Source organism: Bariatricus massiliensis, from assembly GCF_900086725.1.
GTDB classification, from domain to species: domain Bacteria; phylum Bacillota; class Clostridia; order Lachnospirales; family Lachnospiraceae; genus Allocoprococcus; species Allocoprococcus massiliensis.
This window is the reverse complement of record NZ_LT574836.1, coordinates 771,195-787,185: the sequence shown is the minus strand read 5'-3', so window position 1 is coordinate 787,185 and position 15,991 is coordinate 771,195. Positions and strand designations below refer to the sequence as shown.

Sequence of the window (15,991 nt, the reverse complement as noted above, 5' to 3'; positions counted from 1 at the left end):
ACTTTTAGAAAGGAACTAGAATCATGCCGCACATAGAATTGCTGGATCAAATAACAATTGATAAAATTGCGGCCGGGGAAGTCATTGAACGCCCGGCCTCCGTAGTCAAGGAATTGGTAGAAAACGCAATTGACGCAGGAGCGACTGCCATTGTGACAGAGATAGAGGACGGCGGAATCACAATGATGAGAATCACCGATAATGGCTGTGGGATTGAAAAAACTGAAGTTGCCAATGCTTTTCTGCGCCATTCCACTAGCAAAATACGAAGTGCAGAGGATTTATTCCGAATATCCTCGCTGGGGTTCCGGGGAGAGGCGTTGTCAAGTATCGCTGCCGTTTCTCAGGTGGAGCTGATTACGAAACCCCGTGAAGAGCTTTTCGGGACACGTTATGTGATTGAGGGCGGAAAGGAAAAGGCATTGGAAGACACAGGAGCCCCGGACGGCACTACGTTTATGGTACGCCAGCTATTTTACAATACGCCTGCAAGAAGAAAGTTCCTGAAGACTCCAATGACAGAAGCGAGCCATATCAGTGACCTTCTCACCAGACTTGCGCTTTCCCATCCAGAAATATCATTCCAGTTTATCAATAACCGTCAGACAAAGCTCCACACATCCGGAAACGGAAATATGAAGGATGTCATATACCACATATACGGAAGAGAGGTAGCCAATCATCTGCTGCCTTTGGACTTTGAAAAAAACGGCGTCCGGTTAAGTGGATTTTTAGGAGAACCCCTTATATCAAGAGGGAATAGAAATTTTGAGAATTACTTCGTCAACGGCCGTTATGTGAAGAGTAATATTTTATCAAAAGCCATTGAAGACGGATATAAGGATTTTTCTATGCAGCACAAGTATCCATTTGTGGCCTTCCACCTTTTTTTAGAGCAGGAAAAAGTAGACATCAATGTGCATCCTACGAAAATGGAGCTTCGCTTCTCGGCTCAGCAGGAAATATACAATCTGGTTTATCAAGCCGTACGGGAAGGGCTTCACGAAAAAGAACTGATACCTGTCGTTGAGGTGCCGGAACCGCCCAAATCCAGCCCGGAACCGGAACTTTCTGCACATCCGACAGACATCACACCTAAAAGTTCTGTACCGGATGTGAGGCCGCACAAAACTGCCGTTCCTGAGGCTGCTCCCGCGCCACAGGAGAAAGACTTGAATTATTTCATGGATAAGATGAAGGAGCGCGTCCTTTCTTATCATAAGCAGTCTTCTCAAGCGGAAGTCACCGACCGGGAGGGTGTGTTCGACAAAGCTCTGAAGGCAGATAAAATACGAGAAGCTGTAAATTACAGAAAAAAGGAGGAAGAAACAGAGCGTGCTCTGCGAAAAACAGAGTGCACTCTCGAAAAAGAGATCAAGAATAATCCAAAAACAGAGCGCGCTCTCGAAAGTGTTCCACATTATCCACAGAGTTCTCCACAAAACAGACAATTGAACCTGTTTGAAGAGAAATTATTGACAAAAGAAGCGAGACAGGAATATCAAATAGTGGGACAAGTCTTCGATACATACTGGGTTGTACAGTATCATGACAGTCTTTATATTATTGATCAACACGCGGCTCACGAACGAGTTCTTTATGAACGGACATTGAAGGGCCTGAAGAACCGTGAGTATACTTCTCAATATTTGAGTCCCCCGATTATATTAAGCTTGTCTATGCAGGAAAGGGATGTGCTGGAACAGAATCTGGACCGGTTCACTGCCATAGGTTTTGAGATGGAACCTTTCGGTGGGGATGAATACGCAGTCCGTGCAGTCCCGGATAATTTGTTCAGTATTGCAAAAAAGGAACTTCTTATGGAGATGCTGGATGCTCTGGCGGACGGCCTTACTACAACTCTTGAGCCGGATTTGATTGACGAGAAAATTGCTTCTATGTCTTGTAAGGCGGCTGTAAAGGGAAATTCAAGGCTGTCGACGGCTGAGGTGGAGCAATTGATAGGTGAACTTCTCACACTGGAGAATCCTTATCACTGCCCCCATGGCAGACCGACTATCATTGCGATGACAAAACGAGAACTGGAGAAAAAATTTAAGCGGATTGTTTAAGAAGGAGACGGGAATGTTTGACGGGAAAGAAAAGCGGCCACTTATCATCTTGACAGGTCCCACCGCTGTGGGAAAAACAAAGGCTTCTATAGGGCTGGCGAAAGCCATCGGGGGCGAAATCATATCTGCGGATTCCATGCAGGTCTATAAACACATGAATATCGGCTCCGCAAAAATCAGTCCCGAGGAGATGGAGGGTGTTCCACATCATTTGATCGATGTGCTGGAGCCGGATGAAGAGTTCCATGTGGCCAAGTTTCAGGAGATGGCGAAGGCAGCCTTAGACAAAATCTATGCTGCCGGTCATATCCCCATTGTGGCCGGCGGAACTGGCTTTTATATTCAGGCTCTTTTATATGATATTGATTTCTCCAAAGGCGAGGAAGACAGCGCTTACAGACAGAAGCTTATCGATTTTGCAGATGCCGAAGGGAATCAGGCGCTTCATAGCCTGCTCCGGCAAGTGGATGAAAAATCAGCCGCGGCCATCCATGAAAATAATAGAAAGCGGGTCATTCGGGCTTTAGAATTCTATCATCAGACCGGAAAGCCGATTTCGGAGCACAATGAGCAGGAGCGGCAAAAATCCTCCCCCTACCGGTTTGCGTATTTTGTTCTCAATGACGAGCGCAGCCGTCTGTATGAGCGAATCGACCGCCGGGTGGATGAAATGCTCGATGCCGGACTAATCGAGGAAGTGAAATGGCTGAAAAATCAAGGTTATACAAAAGATATGGTGTCCATGCAGGGGCTTGGATACAAGGAAATACTTTCTTATCTGGACGGAGAGCTGACTCAGGAGGAAGCCGTTTATAAGCTAAAACGTGATACCAGACATTTTGCAAAACGCCAGCTTACTTGGTTCAGGCGGGAGCACGATGTGATATGGATAGAAAAAAATCATTACAATTATGAAGAGGAGACAGTCTTGCAGGCAATGCTTGACTGCCTTAAGGAAAAGGAGATTATTACCAATGGACTTACATGTTCTGACTCAAGAACTCTATAAAGAAATGGGAATCTCGCCGAAGGTGTCAGCCTTTGGTGAAAAAATAGAAGAGACCTTAAAGGAGCGTTTCGCGGATATAGACAAAATGGCGGAGCTGAATCAATTGAAAGTCATCCATGCAATGCAGGAAGCGAGGGTCAACTCAGAATGTTTTCATTATGCATCAGGATATGGGTATGACGATTTCGGAAGAGACACCTTAGAGCAGGTATATGCAAATGTTTTTCATACGGAGGACGCACTGGTACGGCCTCAAATCACTTGTGGTACCCATGCGCTGTCTCTTACGTTAAGCGCAAACTTAAGGCCCGGCGACGAATTGATATCAATTGCAGGAAAGCCTTATGATACATTGGAGGAAGTGATTGGAATCCGTAAGTCTCCCGGTTCCCTTGCTGAATATGGAATAACTTATAAACAGGTGGAATTAAACCCAGACGGAAGCTTCGATTATCCGGCCATAGAGCAGGCCATCTCCTCCAAGACAAAACTGATTACAATCCAAAGGTCAAAAGGCTATCAGACCAGACCCAGCTTTTCTGTGGAACAAATCGGGGAAGCTATCGCATTTGTAAAGAAGGTGAAGCCTGAAGTCATCTGCATGGTAGATAATTGTTACGGGGAGTTTGTCGAGGCCAGGGAACCAAGTGATGTCGGGGCAGATCTTGTGGTGGGGTCTTTGATAAAGAATCCCGGCGGAGGACTTGCCCCCATTGGCGGCTATGTGGCCGGACGCAGAGACTTGATTGCCCAATGTGCGTACAGACTCACTTCCCCGGGGCTAGGGAAAGAAGTAGGGGCATCGCTGGGCGTGATGCAGGCATTCTATCAAGGCCTTTTCTTGGCGCCCACGGTGGTGGCCGGGGCGCTGAAAGGCGCTGTGTTCGCCGCAAATATTTACGAGCGGCTCGGATATCCAGTCGTTCCGGGGGGCGCGGAAGATAGGCACGACATTATACAGGCAGTGGAACTAGGAAGTGCTGAGGCAGTCATTGCCTTCTGTAAAGGCATTCAGGCGGCCGCGCCGGTCGACAGCTACGTTTCACCGGAACCATGGGCTATGCCGGGATACGACAGCGATGTAATTATGGCGGCCGGGGCCTTTGTACAGGGCTCCTCCATTGAACTTTCAGCAGACGGTCCCATCAAGGAGCCATATGCAGTGTATTTTCAAGGGGGACTTACCTGGGAACATGCTAAATTTGGAATATTGATGTCGCTGCAGAAGCTTTGGGAAGCCGGCATCACAAAGGAGCTGTAAATTATGAATACGGTAATTGTCATCGGGGGCGGCGCCTCAGGAATGATGGCTGCAATTACATCTGCCAGAGAAGGGGCTCGTGTAATTGTTCTGGAGCATAACGAACGAGTAGGAAAGAAGATATTGTCTACCGGCAACGGCCGGTGTAACTTTACGAACATAGTGCAGGAGCCTATTTTTTATCACAGTGACAATATACTCTTTCCCTGGACGGCGGTGAAGGCATACGGGGCCCAGCAGACAATCGCGTTTTTCACAGAGTTGGGAATTTATTCGAAAAATAAAAATGGCTATCTCTATCCTTACTCAGAGCAGGCGGCGGCGGTATTAGATGTCCTGCGGATGGAGCTGGAACGTCTGGGAGTAGAAATACACTGTCAGGAACATGTGGCCAGAATTGCCAAAAATGCAGGCGGGTTCAAGATAGTTTCTAATTATAAAGGTGATAATAAGGGAACGAAGCACACTTACAAATGCGATGCCGTGATACTTGCGTCTGGCTCAAAAGCCGCGCCGGTAACGGGTTCTGACGGAAGCGGTTATTGTCTCGCAAAAGAATGCGGCCATTCTATGATCGCGGTACATCCGGCGCTCACCCAGCTGCGGTGCAGAGAAGGATTTTTCAAGAGCCTGTCCGGTGTACGGATCGGGGGAAAGGTATCCCTGATCGTGGACGGCAGAATAGAAGCAGAGGACACCGGGGAAATCCAGATGACAAATTACGGAATTTCAGGAATACCCGTATTTCAGGTCAGCCGGTTTGCGTCAAAAGCAGTTTATGAGAAGAAGCCGGTCAAGGCCGTACTGGACTTTATGCCTGATTTCAGTGAAGGACAGTTCAAAGACTATCTGATAAACAGGGTGAATATCAGGCCGGAACGGCCGATGGATTCTTTTTTCACCGGATTGTTTCATAAAAAGATAGCCACTCTATTCTTAAAATTAGCCGGAATCAAAGGCAGCCGGGCTGCAAAAAGCTTGACACAAGACGAGGTCGACGCATTGGTATGCGCTGTGAAACGGTTCACCACGGAGGTAGAGAATACGAACTCTTATGAACAGGCTCAAGTTTGTGCAGGCGGTGTAGATACGAGAGAAATTAATGTAAAGACGATGGAGTCGCTTGTCATGCCGGGCCTTTTCTTTGCGGGCGAAATCATGGATGTGGACGGACAATGCGGAGGCTACAATCTCCAGTGGGCATGGACCAGCGGATATCTGGCCGGCAGAGAAGCGGCCATTCATCGGTAATTAGGACAGCATAAAACCAGAGGAGGATGATGTTGTATGAGAAAAGAAGAGTTAGAATTTTTTAAAACTTATAAGGATATATGTGCAGCTTATCAGCTGGCGGACAGCACAATGTACTTTGATGTGGCAACCGCAGCGCCTAAAGCCGGAATTCCCTATCGGAATAGAATGATGTCTATCCTCGCGGGGGAAGCCTTTTCCTACAAGATGAATCCAGATAATCTCAAACGGCTGGAAGCAATTTATCAGGAAGCTGGGGACGATGATGTTATCAAAGCAGAACTAAAGCTGTATTTCCGGCTCATCGAAGAAGAACGGAAGCTGCCCAAAGAGCTGTATGTAAGACGCCGCCGGACATTGGCTGACAGTGAAAATGCATGGGAACAGGCAAAAGCGGATAACGATTGGGAAATGTTCCTTCCCCACCTTGAGAAGGTAATTGCTATTCAAAAAGAAGTACTTACCTATATGGTTAAGACTTGCTCTGACTACGATTATATGCTCGACCGTTTTCAAATCGGGACGAACACAAAAACCTATGACAGCTTTTTCGCAAAAGTCAAGGAAAAGTTACTGCCGTTGATCCGGAAAATACAAGAAGAAGGCTGCAGAATTGATGACTCCGTCTTGTTTTCGGAGTATGATATTCAGGAGCAGAAAGCCTTTCTCAAGGAATTGCAGGATTATATGAAAGTTGACCGCAGCAAATGTCTCTTGACAACATCCGTGCATCCGTTTACAGAATTTTTCTCCGCTCAGGAAACAAGAATTACTACACGTTATCATAAAAATAGTTTAATGCCTGCAATTTTTTCTACGATTCATGAATATGGGCATGCACAGTACGCTTTACAGATAAAAGAAGAGTATGACGGAACTGCGTTCAAAAATGCTGTCGGATACGCGATGCATGAGAGCCAGTCGCGTCTCATGGAGAACCATATAGGTCGAGGCGGCGCGCTGTGGGAAGCGAATTATAAGAACCTGCAAAAGCATTTCCCAGAGCAGCTTGGCAGTGTACCGCTGGAACAATTTATAAAAATGATCAATGTCTCTCGGCCTTCTCTCATACGAATTGAGGCAGACGAACTGACATACCCGATTCACATTTTGATTCGGTATGAATTAGAAAAGGAGATATTTGACGGTAATGTTGATTTGAAAGAGCTTGAGACAATGTGGAATGATAAATATGAGGAATATCTCGGTGTCCGGCCATCCTGTCCTTCCGAAGGAATTCTGCAGGATGTACATTGGAGCGCCGGGAATTTAGGATATTTTCCTACCTATGCGCTGGGAAGTGCATACGCCGCCCAGCTCTTTGCCTCAATGCAGAAGGCAGTGGATGTTGAAGATGCCCTCCGCAGAGAGGATTTCCAGCGGATCAGCGGATGGCTTAAGGAAAACGTCCATCAATACGGGGCGAGCAAAACAGCAGATGAAATTCTCGTAGCAGCTACGGGCGAGCCCTTTAATCCGGATTATTATATTGATTATCTGACCAATAAATACACCGATTTATATGAACTTTAAAAAAATTAGTGGAGGCATAAATGATTAGAATCAGCCAATTAAAAATACGTACAGGGCACACGGAAGAGGCACTTGTAAAAAAGCTCCTCCAGCTGCTTCGCATAAAGAAAGAGGAGCTTTTGTCCTATGAAATACGCAGACAGTCTTTGGACGCGAGGAAGAAACCGGATATTTTTTATGTATATACCATTGATGTCAGTGTAAAAAGAGAAGAGACAGTATTCAAGGGCGCCACTAAAAAGAAGGGGCAGGCTGATATCTCTATCTGCAGGGAAAAACCCTATCGTTTTCCGGAGGCCGGCAAGGAGACACTGCCGATGCGCCCTGTAGTTGTCGGGAGCGGCCCGGCTGGACTGTTCTGCGCGTATTTTCTTGCGGAAGCCGGCTATCGCCCCATCGTAATTGAACAGGGTGCGCCGGTACGTGACCGTCAGAAGGATGTGGAGCGCTTTTGGGAAGAAGGGATATTGAATCCCAACTCCAACGTGCAGTTTGGTGAAGGAGGCGCAGGAGCGTTCTCTGACGGGAAATTGAATACGCTGGTGAAAGATACAGACGGACGCATCAGAAAGGTGTTAGAAATCTTCGCTGCCCACGGTGCGCCCAAAGAAATCCTTTATGTAAATAAACCTCATATTGGAACCGATATTTTGATTGGCGTAGTGGAAAGCATGCGTAACAAAATGATTTCACTTGGGGCTGAATTCCGTTTCCACACAAAGATGACAGACATTATTACGGATGCGGCAGCATCTCGTCTTTGTGGAATTCAGGTTCAAGATTTAAAAGAGGCAGGAGGAGAGCCAGTCAGGCTGGATACGGAATTGCTAGTTTTAGCGCCGGGGCACAGTGCCAGAGATACTTTCCGCATGCTCTATGAACTCAAAATACCAATGGAAGCCAAATCGTTTGCCGTCGGTGTGCGTGCAGAACACCCTCAGTCTTTGATTAATATGTCGCAGTATGGTATGACAGAACCCGGGGAATTAGGGGCGGCATCTTATAAGCTGACGGAAAAACTTTGTTCCGGGAGAGGAATCTATTCCTTCTGTATGTGTCCGGGCGGATATGTGGTCAATGCTTCTTCAGAAGAGGGGCGTCTTGCAGTCAACGGAATGAGCTATCATGCCAGAGACAGCAGAAATGCCAACAGTGCTATCGTAGTGACGGTAACCCCGGAAGACTTTGGAGATGAACATCCACTGGCAGGAATTGAATTCCAGCAGCAGCTTGAGGAGGCGGCTTATCAGGCAGGAAAGGGCAGGATACCAGTACAGCGTTATGGTGATTTTAAGGATGGCCATGTAGGGGATGGCAAAGGCCCGCAGCCCTGTATGAAGGGTGCGTACACATTTACGGATCTGCATTCGGCCCTTCCAGAATTTCTTAGTCAGTCAATCATAGAAGGCATGGAAAAATTTAACGCCAAAATCAGCGGTTTTTCGAGTCCGGACACGCTGCTGTCGGCAGTGGAGAGCCGAACTTCTTCCCCCGTGCGTATTGTGAGAGGGAATGCGCTGGAAAGTACACTTGCGGGGCTTTATCCTTGTGGAGAAGGAGCGGGGTATGCCGGCGGCATCACTTCAGCCGCCGTGGACGGCATAAAAACCGCGGAGGCAATCCGCAGAAAATACGCTTCTTTCGACAATTGTGAGGACAGGTTAAGAAAAATTTAATGACTAAAAAGGCTGTACACGTTTTTTCAAATATGTTAGAATGTACACAGTTTGTGATTCAAAAGAGGAGGAGTATGGATGAAGGGAACCGGAAGTAAAAATGCCTGGGCCCTGTTTCTGATGATATTGACAGGAATTGTTCTGGGCGGCTTTATTGGGATGCTTTCAGAGAACGTTTCGGCACTTAGCTGGCTGTCCTACGGACAGTCTTTTGGGTTGGACAGTCCCATCGTGCTGAATCTAGGGCTGCTGGTGATCACCTTTGGCCTGAACATCAAAATCACTATTGCAAGCATTATAGGGGTAGTAATATCTATCATTATTTATCGTTTCTTATAGGGTGCGTCAGCGCCCCATGTTTTAGGGTGGAGAGTCTATTTTATTGTGTGAGTAATCAACGTCTGCAGAAGAGAAATGAATCAAAAAAGTACCATGAAGGATATGTTAGCAGAGGAGCGTCCATATGAGAAATGTGAGCGCTTTGGGGCGGGCAGTTTAACGGACATTGAATTGCTTGCTGTTTTATTGCGTACTGGAACAAAAGGAGAAAACTCTCTGGAACTGGCAAGGAGGCTTTTATATCCGCCTTCCTTCATGGGAGTAAATGGGGAGACGCATCTCCAAGATTGGACGAAGGACGATTTACTCAAGGTTCATGGAATCGGTAAGGTGAAAGCAATACAGATACTCTGCCTGTGTGAACTTTCAAAAAGACTTTCACAGATGAGCGCAAGAGAAGAACTGGATTTTTCCAGACCCGGCACAATCGCCGAGTATTATATGGAAGATATGCGTCATAGAAAACAGGAGTATATGAAGCTCTTGATGCTGAATTCTAAATCACGGTTTATCGGGGAGACTGAGATTTCAAAAGGAACAATCAACATGTCCGTCGTCTCTCCCCGGGAATTATTTATAGAAGCGTTGCAAAAGAACGCGGTTTATATTATACTATTGCACAATCATCCAAGCGGAGATCCATCTCCCAGTAAAGATGATATACTTGTTACCAGAAGAGTAAAAGAAGCCGGCGAATTGATTGGCATTGAGCTTCTGGATCACATTATTATAGGAGACAATTGCTATGTGAGTCTGGCTATGCGCGACAGCATCTAGGCCTGCAGGGCATTGAAAGGAATACAGAGTAATGGCACGTAATGTATATGGACTTGACCTTGGTACTTATGAGATCAAGGTTTATGATAAAAAGCAGGATACTATCTGGAAAGAAAAAGATGTTATCGCGATTGCCAATGGAAAGAATATATTTGCCGTTGGCGATGAGGCTTATGAGATGTATGAAAAAGCCCCCGGAAATATTCAAGTTGTATTTCCTATGAAGGAAGGGGTAATCAGCCGCTTCAACGATATGCAGTACCTGCTTCAGAATTTATTGAAAAAGGAGCGGCAGTTCGCCAGAGGCTCTGAGTACGTGATTGCCGTGCCTACCGATGTGACGGAAGTGGAGAAAAGAGCCTTTTTTGATTTGGTAGTTCATTCTACGGCAAAAGCGAAAGAAGTGAACATCGTAGAACGTGCTATCGCAGACTGTATCGGGCTTGGCCTTGATGTGCAGAATACAAAGGGCGTGCTAATTGCTAATTTCGGGGGTGAGACAACCGAGCTTTCTATTGTGGCCTCCGGAGGTATGGTTTTGAATAAATTGGTAAAAATAGGCGGAGTGACATTTGACAATGCTGTGGCCAATCTAGTCCGCCACAATCATGATTTCCTGATAGGAAGACTGACTGCCGAGATGCTCCGGCGCAGGTTCGGTGTGTTCGGCGGGGACAGTCAGGCATCGCTTGTCGTTGCAGGCCGGAATCTGGTCACAGGAGTTCCCCAGCAGCAGGAGATTTCTATCAGCCTTGTGCGGGCTGCCATGAAGGAGCCGCTGGCGGAATGTATCCGTTCCATCAATTCCCTCTTGGACAGGACTCCCCCGGAAGTGCTGACGGCCATTCAGGAAAATGGCATCTTCCTGACAGGAGGCTTGTCTTACCTGCCGGGGCTTGCCCGTTACATAGAAGGCACCACCGGATACCGCGTGCGTGTCGCCAGAAGACCGGATATCTGTGCGGTGGAAGGATTGAGCCGCATAATCCAGTCCAAGGAACTAAAAAAACTTGCTTACTCAATGTTGGATGAAAATTATAGGTGGATGAGATAGATGAAAGCAAAGAATCAATTTTCCCTTTCAAGTAAATACTGGCTCTTAATACTGGCGGTAATATGTATTATTCTGATGGGCCTTTCCGGGTTTGCCGACACTGGCAAAGGCCCTCTTTCCTGGGTGGCAGGGTATACAATTGTCCCTATGCAGAAGGGCATTAACCGTGTCGGCATGTGGATGAGTGATCTGTCCGACAACTTTGCCACATTACAGGAAGTAAAAAGTGAAAATGAAAAACTGCAGGCCAAGGTGGACGAATTGACTGTGGAGAACAGCCGTCTTCAGCAGGAAGCGGCAGAACTGGACGGATATAAAGAGTTATTTAAAATGCATGAATCTACCGGAGATTACCCCAAGGTGGGGGCCCGTGTCATCGCGAGCGAGAACAACAACTGGTTCTCCAAGTTTACCATTGACAAGGGTGAAAACGACGGGATAAAGGTGGATATGAATGTCCTTTCCGGTTCCGGTCTGGCAGGAATCGTTACCGAGGTGGGTCCAAATTGGTCTACAGTCTCTGCTATCATAGATGAAAAAAATGTCAGCGCCATGATGCTGACATCCTTTGACAAATGTATTGTCAGCGGTGATTTGACGTTGATTCAGGACGGGGTCCTTCGCTTTGAGGAGCTGGCCAATAATGAAAATGAGGTGCTTGCCGGCGAGCAAGTAGTCACTTCGAATATAAGCAGTAAATATCTGCAGGGACTTCTTATAGGATATGTGTCTGAAGTATCTGTGGATGCCAACGATTTGACTCGGTCGGGATATATCATCCCGGCGACCGATTACAGGAAGCTTCGCGAAGTTCTGGTCATCACGACCACAAAGCAGGATGTGATGGACAGGAAGGCCGGCACGCCGGATGACGCTGATAATTCCGGCACACAGGAATAGCGGGAGGGAGAAAGATGAAAAAGCTGAAACGTATACTCGTTTGCGCTGTGATTATCATTATCTGTTTTCTTTTGGAGACTACGGTCTTCCGTTATTTGGCAATTGCCTCTATCATACCGAACCTTTTGATTGTAATCACCTCCGCCTTTGGATTCATGAGGGGGAAAAAGGAAGGGTTATTGATTGGCTTTTTCTGTGGCCTGCTCAAGGACATTTTAGGCGGCGGGGATCTGCTTGGTTTTTACGCCTTGATTTATATGATGATTGGATATTGCAATGGGTTTTTCCGGCGTCTTTTTTACGACGAGGATATCAAGCTGCCGATTGCGTTGATTGCAGCCAGCGAATTTGTTTACAGTCTGATTATCTACGGCTGCCTGTTCATGCTGAAAAGTGACTTTCAATTTGGATATTACCTCGGTCATATTATTATGCCCGAGCTTGTATACACGACACTAATCACATTAGGTTTATATCAGATTATTCTGCATATTAACCGCCGGCTTGAAGAAGAAGAAAAAAGGAGTGCAAGTAAGTTTGTATAATTTACTGGACCGCATTAAGGCGGGGATAATCGAGATAGTAAAATCCAGAGCATTTGTCGTTATGATAGTATTCTGCATTCTTTCTGCAATACTTGTGCAGAGAGTCTTTTACCTGCAGATAGTAAAAGGACAAGATTATCTGGATGACTATAAATTACAAATTCAAAAGACAAAAGAAGTGCAAGGTACAAGGGGACGGATTTTGGACAGGAACGGTGTCGTGCTGGCTGATAATAAGCTGGCATATGCTGTGACTATCGAGGACAACGGCGATTATGATACAACGGCGGAAAAGAATGAGATTATCAACGAGACAATCACAAAAGTCATAGACATCGTTGAATCCAACGGAGACGCTGTTATCAACAATTTTAAGGTTGTTCTGGACGACAGTGGAAATTATGTATTCTCCATGACGAACGATACACAGAGACTTCGATTCCTTGCCGATATTTTTGGATACGCTACAATTGATAAGCTGAGCGAGAAAGAGCGGGCATACACCGCGGAAGATATTATTGACCACCTCTGTACGGACAAGCAGTCCGGATATGGAATCGACCAGAGCAAATACACAAAAGAAGAAGTGCTGAAACGAATCAATATTCGTTACGCTATGAGCTTGAACAGATTCCAAAAATATGTCGCGACAACTATAGCCAGTGATGTCAGTGAAGAAACACAGGCTGCCATCATGGAAAATATGGATTCGCTTCAGGGAGTCAATATAGCGGAGGATTCGCTGCGTGTTTATAATGACAGTAAATATTTTGCCAACATCCTTGGATATACAGGGCAGATTTCACAGGACGAGTATGACGGTCTTGAAGATGATATCAAGGAAAAGTATTCCCTTACGGATATCATAGGAAAAGCCGGTCTGGAGCAGGTCATGGATGAACAGCTTCAGGGTACAAAAGGGGAGATTAAGCTTTACGTCAACAGTGTTGGAAAAGTAATTGAGACGACGAAAGGTACCGAGGCGCAAGCGGGCAATGATCTGCAGCTTACCATCGACGCCGAACTTCAAAAGACAGCGTATGATCTTTTGGAAGAGAAGCTGGCCGGCATTGTATTGGCCAATCTGCAGAATGTCATGAATTATGACAGAAGTGGACTGGAGGAGGGCAGTGACGCGATTATCCCGATCGATGATGTATACTATTCTTTCTTTGGAAATGAAATCTTTGATACCGGACATTTTTCGGCGCCGGATGCGGACAGCACAGAACGTGCGGTCGGTGAGGCTCAGGTGGTGAGAAAGGAAGAAGTGATAACGGAGATTCTCAATCTGCTGAACGATCCTAATGCAGCTGCATATTCGGAATGCTCCAAAGAGATGCAGGCTTATCTGAGCTATGTGGCATCTGACCTTTTGAATGCAGGCGGAATTATCCAAAAAGACAGCATAAATACTGAAGACCAGACTTATCAGGCATGGGAGACCGATGAGACGATCAGTCTCTATACGTATCTAAACTATGCCATATCCCAGAACTGGGTGGATACTGCCAAGTTGAAACAGTACGTGGAAGATGAAAGCAGTTATTCAGATTTGAACCAAGTATATCAGGGAATGGTATCCTATATTGCCGAGGCATTGTCCAAGGACTCTGAATTTGATAAGTTGATTTACCGCTATATGATAAAGACCGGACGGATTACCGGTTCACAAGTATGTATGATTCTGTATGAGCAGGATGTACTTGAATATGATGAGACACAGTACAACAATTTGGCAAGCGGGGCCGTGGGGCCTTATGACTTTATAAGAGGCAAGCTGGAGACATTAGAGATTACTCCGGGACAGCTGGGACTCGAACCGTGTACCGGTTCCCTTGTGGCAATCCACCCTCAGACCGGAGAAGTGCTTGCCTGTGTATCCTATCCCGGATACGATAACAACAGGCTCGCCAATACAATGGACTCGTCCTATTACAGTCAATTGTCACACGATCAGGCAGCGCCTTTGTTCAACAACGCAACACAGGAAAAAACAGCGCCCGGCTCTACCTTTAAGCCTATGGTCGCCACAGCCGGACTGACAGAGGGTGTAATCAATACAGGCAGTATTGTGACTTGTAACGGTGTCTTTGACAAATTCACACAGAACCCTCCGAAATGCTGGGTCTATCCGAACTCTCACGGCAGCCTGAACGTCACCGGTGCGATTCAGCACTCATGCAATGTTTTCTTCTATGAGGTGGGATATCGTCTTGGAAGCGCCAGCCAGTCATTGAATGGCGAAGAGGATACTGGATATTCCAGTGACAGAGGGCTTGCAAAACTGCAGGAATATGCCACTTTATTTGGTTTAGGACAGACAACAGGCATTGAGATACCGGAGTCAGAACCTCAGATTTCAGACAAAGATGCGGTGCGTTCTGCCATAGGACAGGGCACGAACAACTACACGACGACACAGCTGGCACGTTATATAACAGCCGTAGCCAACCGTGGGATCGTTTATAACATCTCGGTTCTGGATAAAATCGTAGATAAAAACGGGCAGACCGTGGAAGATTTTACCCCTGAAGTGCTGAATCAAATTGACACTGTATCATCATCAACTTGGGATGCTGTCCAAGCAGGTATGCGTGGAGTGGTCACCAGCAGCAACACTTACTCATCGTTAGGTGACTTTGCCATGTCTGGGAAGACTGGTACCGCGCAGCAGAGCAAAACCCATGCAAATCATGGCCTGTTTGTCGGTTATGCGCCAAGCAATGACCCAGAGATAGCGTTTGCTATCCGAATTAAAAATGGTTATGAATCTTTATATCCTTCCGAAATCGGAAGAGATCTTATGCGTTATTACTACGGACTTGCGGACCGGAGCGAACTGGTTACCGGACATGCCGCCGAAATAGGTGTCAGCACAGGTCACGGAGACTAAAAGGAGTTGGGAGAGCGTGAAACAAAAAGTCGTAATAAAGAGCAACAAATACGGACTGATTGTTCACATGGACCCGGAGGGGGATTACACGGCGATTCTGGAAGAACTAAAGGAAAAATTCACAGAGTCAGCCAGATTCTTTAAAGACGCCACAATGGCAATCACCTTCGAGGGTCGTGTACTTACGAAAGTGCAGGAGCAGGAGATTATCGATTTGATTTCCGATATTGCTCATGTTCATATTGTATGCATCTTTGACACAAATGAGAACACAGAAAGACTGTACCAAAGAGTTGTAGAAAGAAACCTTGAAGATATGCCCAAGAAGGAAGGGCAATTCTACAAAGGGACACTGAAGAAAAGGCAGGTTCTGGAATCCGAGAAAAGTATCATCGTTCTTGGAGACGTAGAGTTCGGCGCGAGGGTTATTTCCAAGGGGAATATCGTTGTGCTCGGGACAATACGCGGTTCAGTGCATGCAGGTGCAGCGGGAAAAAAAGATGCTTTTATCGTAGCTTTATCCATGAAGCCTCAAATGCTTCGTATCGGAGATACGGATGCGCAGGCACAGCTTATCTATGTGCGGAAGGATGAAAAACCAGAGGCAAAAATTGCATGGCTTGACGGCGAACGCATTTATATCGACCCGCTTACAGATCAAGATTGGTAGGAGGAGAT

At 46.4% G+C, this 15,991-nt stretch carries 13 protein-coding genes; all 13 read left to right on the top strand.

Annotated elements, in window-relative coordinates; genetic code table 11:
* Positions 1-23: 23 nt before the first annotated feature.
* Complete coding sequence (gene mutL, locus BN6465_RS05405) at positions 24-2,072, top strand: DNA mismatch repair endonuclease MutL (RefSeq protein ID WP_066732433.1); 2,049 nt, start codon at positions 24-26, stop codon at positions 2,070-2,072.
* Positions 2,073-2,085: 13 nt separating this feature from the next.
* Positions 2,086-3,081: a tRNA (adenosine(37)-N6)-dimethylallyltransferase MiaA gene (miaA, locus tag BN6465_RS05400; protein ID WP_066732431.1), complete on the top strand. Its 996-nt coding sequence runs from the start codon at positions 2,086-2,088 to the stop codon at positions 3,079-3,081.
* A complete protein-coding gene (locus BN6465_RS05395; protein WP_066732429.1) occupies positions 3,047-4,342 on the top strand; it encodes a methionine gamma-lyase family protein in 1,296 nt (431 codons plus the stop codon). The genes miaA and BN6465_RS05395 overlap by 35 nt, the downstream gene beginning before the upstream one ends.
* 3 nt (positions 4,343-4,345) lie before the next feature.
* On the top strand, positions 4,346-5,593 hold the full coding sequence (locus BN6465_RS05390) for a BaiN/RdsA family NAD(P)/FAD-dependent oxidoreductase (protein ID WP_066732426.1): 1,248 nt from the start codon (positions 4,346-4,348) through the stop codon (positions 5,591-5,593).
* Between the two features lie 36 nt (positions 5,594-5,629).
* Complete coding sequence (locus BN6465_RS05385) at positions 5,630-7,126, top strand: carboxypeptidase M32 (RefSeq protein ID WP_066732425.1); 1,497 nt, start codon at positions 5,630-5,632, stop codon at positions 7,124-7,126.
* Positions 7,127-7,146: 20 nt separating this feature from the next.
* Positions 7,147-8,802, top strand: coding sequence for an NAD(P)/FAD-dependent oxidoreductase (locus tag BN6465_RS05380; RefSeq protein WP_066732424.1), 1,656 nt, complete (start codon positions 7,147-7,149; stop codon positions 8,800-8,802).
* A 78-nt stretch (positions 8,803-8,880) separates the two neighbouring features.
* The gene (locus tag BN6465_RS05375) at positions 8,881-9,141 is read left to right on the top strand and encodes a DUF4321 domain-containing protein (RefSeq protein WP_066732423.1); all 261 of its coding nucleotides are present in this window, start codon (positions 8,881-8,883) and stop codon (positions 9,139-9,141) included.
* A gap of 75 nt (positions 9,142-9,216) precedes the next feature.
* A complete protein-coding gene (gene radC / locus BN6465_RS05370; RefSeq protein ID WP_066732422.1) occupies positions 9,217-9,918 on the top strand; it encodes a RadC family protein in 702 nt (233 codons plus the stop codon).
* Between the two features lie 31 nt (positions 9,919-9,949).
* Positions 9,950-10,972, top strand: a complete 1,023-nt coding sequence (locus tag BN6465_RS05365) for a rod shape-determining protein (protein WP_066732420.1) — start codon at positions 9,950-9,952, stop codon at positions 10,970-10,972.
* Complete coding sequence (mreC, locus tag BN6465_RS05360; protein WP_066732418.1) at positions 10,973-11,872, top strand: rod shape-determining protein MreC; 900 nt, start codon at positions 10,973-10,975, stop codon at positions 11,870-11,872.
* Between the two features lie 14 nt (positions 11,873-11,886).
* A complete protein-coding gene (mreD, locus tag BN6465_RS05355; RefSeq protein ID WP_199882792.1) occupies positions 11,887-12,417 on the top strand; it encodes a rod shape-determining protein MreD in 531 nt (176 codons plus the stop codon).
* Positions 12,418-12,478: 61 nt separating this feature from the next.
* On the top strand, positions 12,479-15,313 hold the full coding sequence (locus BN6465_RS05350; protein ID WP_066732806.1) for a penicillin-binding transpeptidase domain-containing protein: 2,835 nt from the start codon (positions 12,479-12,481) through the stop codon (positions 15,311-15,313).
* Between the two features lie 16 nt (positions 15,314-15,329).
* Positions 15,330-15,983 (top strand): septum site-determining protein MinC, encoded by a 654-nt coding sequence (locus BN6465_RS05345; protein ID WP_066732416.1) that lies wholly within the window; start codon positions 15,330-15,332, stop codon positions 15,981-15,983.
* The last annotated feature ends 8 nt before the right edge of the window (positions 15,984-15,991 follow it).

What these genes read in the sequence shown, in the direction of transcription:
- miaA (WP_066732431.1), top strand. Translation starts at nt 2,086, where the DNA reads ATGTTTGACGGGAAAGAAAAGCGGCCACTTATCATCTTGACAGGTCCC.
- BN6465_RS05365 (WP_066732420.1), top strand. Translation starts at nt 9,950, where the DNA reads ATGGCACGTAATGTATATGGACTTGACCTTGGTACTTATGAGATCAAG.
- mreC (WP_066732418.1), top strand. Translation starts at nt 10,973, where the DNA reads ATGAAAGCAAAGAATCAATTTTCCCTTTCAAGTAAATACTGGCTCTTA.
- BN6465_RS05380 (WP_066732424.1), top strand. Translation starts at nt 7,147, where the DNA reads ATGATTAGAATCAGCCAATTAAAAATACGTACAGGGCACACGGAAGAG.
- BN6465_RS05385 (WP_066732425.1), top strand. Translation starts at nt 5,630, where the DNA reads ATGAGAAAAGAAGAGTTAGAATTTTTTAAAACTTATAAGGATATATGT.
- mreD (WP_199882792.1), top strand. Translation starts at nt 11,887, where the DNA reads ATGAAAAAGCTGAAACGTATACTCGTTTGCGCTGTGATTATCATTATC.
- BN6465_RS05395 (WP_066732429.1), top strand. Translation starts at nt 3,047, where the DNA reads ATGGACTTACATGTTCTGACTCAAGAACTCTATAAAGAAATGGGAATC.
- radC (WP_066732422.1), top strand. Translation starts at nt 9,217, where the DNA reads ATGAATCAAAAAAGTACCATGAAGGATATGTTAGCAGAGGAGCGTCCA.
- mutL (WP_066732433.1), top strand. Translation starts at nt 24, where the DNA reads ATGCCGCACATAGAATTGCTGGATCAAATAACAATTGATAAAATTGCG.
- BN6465_RS05390 (WP_066732426.1), top strand. Translation starts at nt 4,346, where the DNA reads ATGAATACGGTAATTGTCATCGGGGGCGGCGCCTCAGGAATGATGGCT.
- BN6465_RS05350 (WP_066732806.1), top strand. Translation starts at nt 12,479, where the DNA reads ATGATAGTATTCTGCATTCTTTCTGCAATACTTGTGCAGAGAGTCTTT.
- BN6465_RS05375 (WP_066732423.1), top strand. Translation starts at nt 8,881, where the DNA reads ATGAAGGGAACCGGAAGTAAAAATGCCTGGGCCCTGTTTCTGATGATA.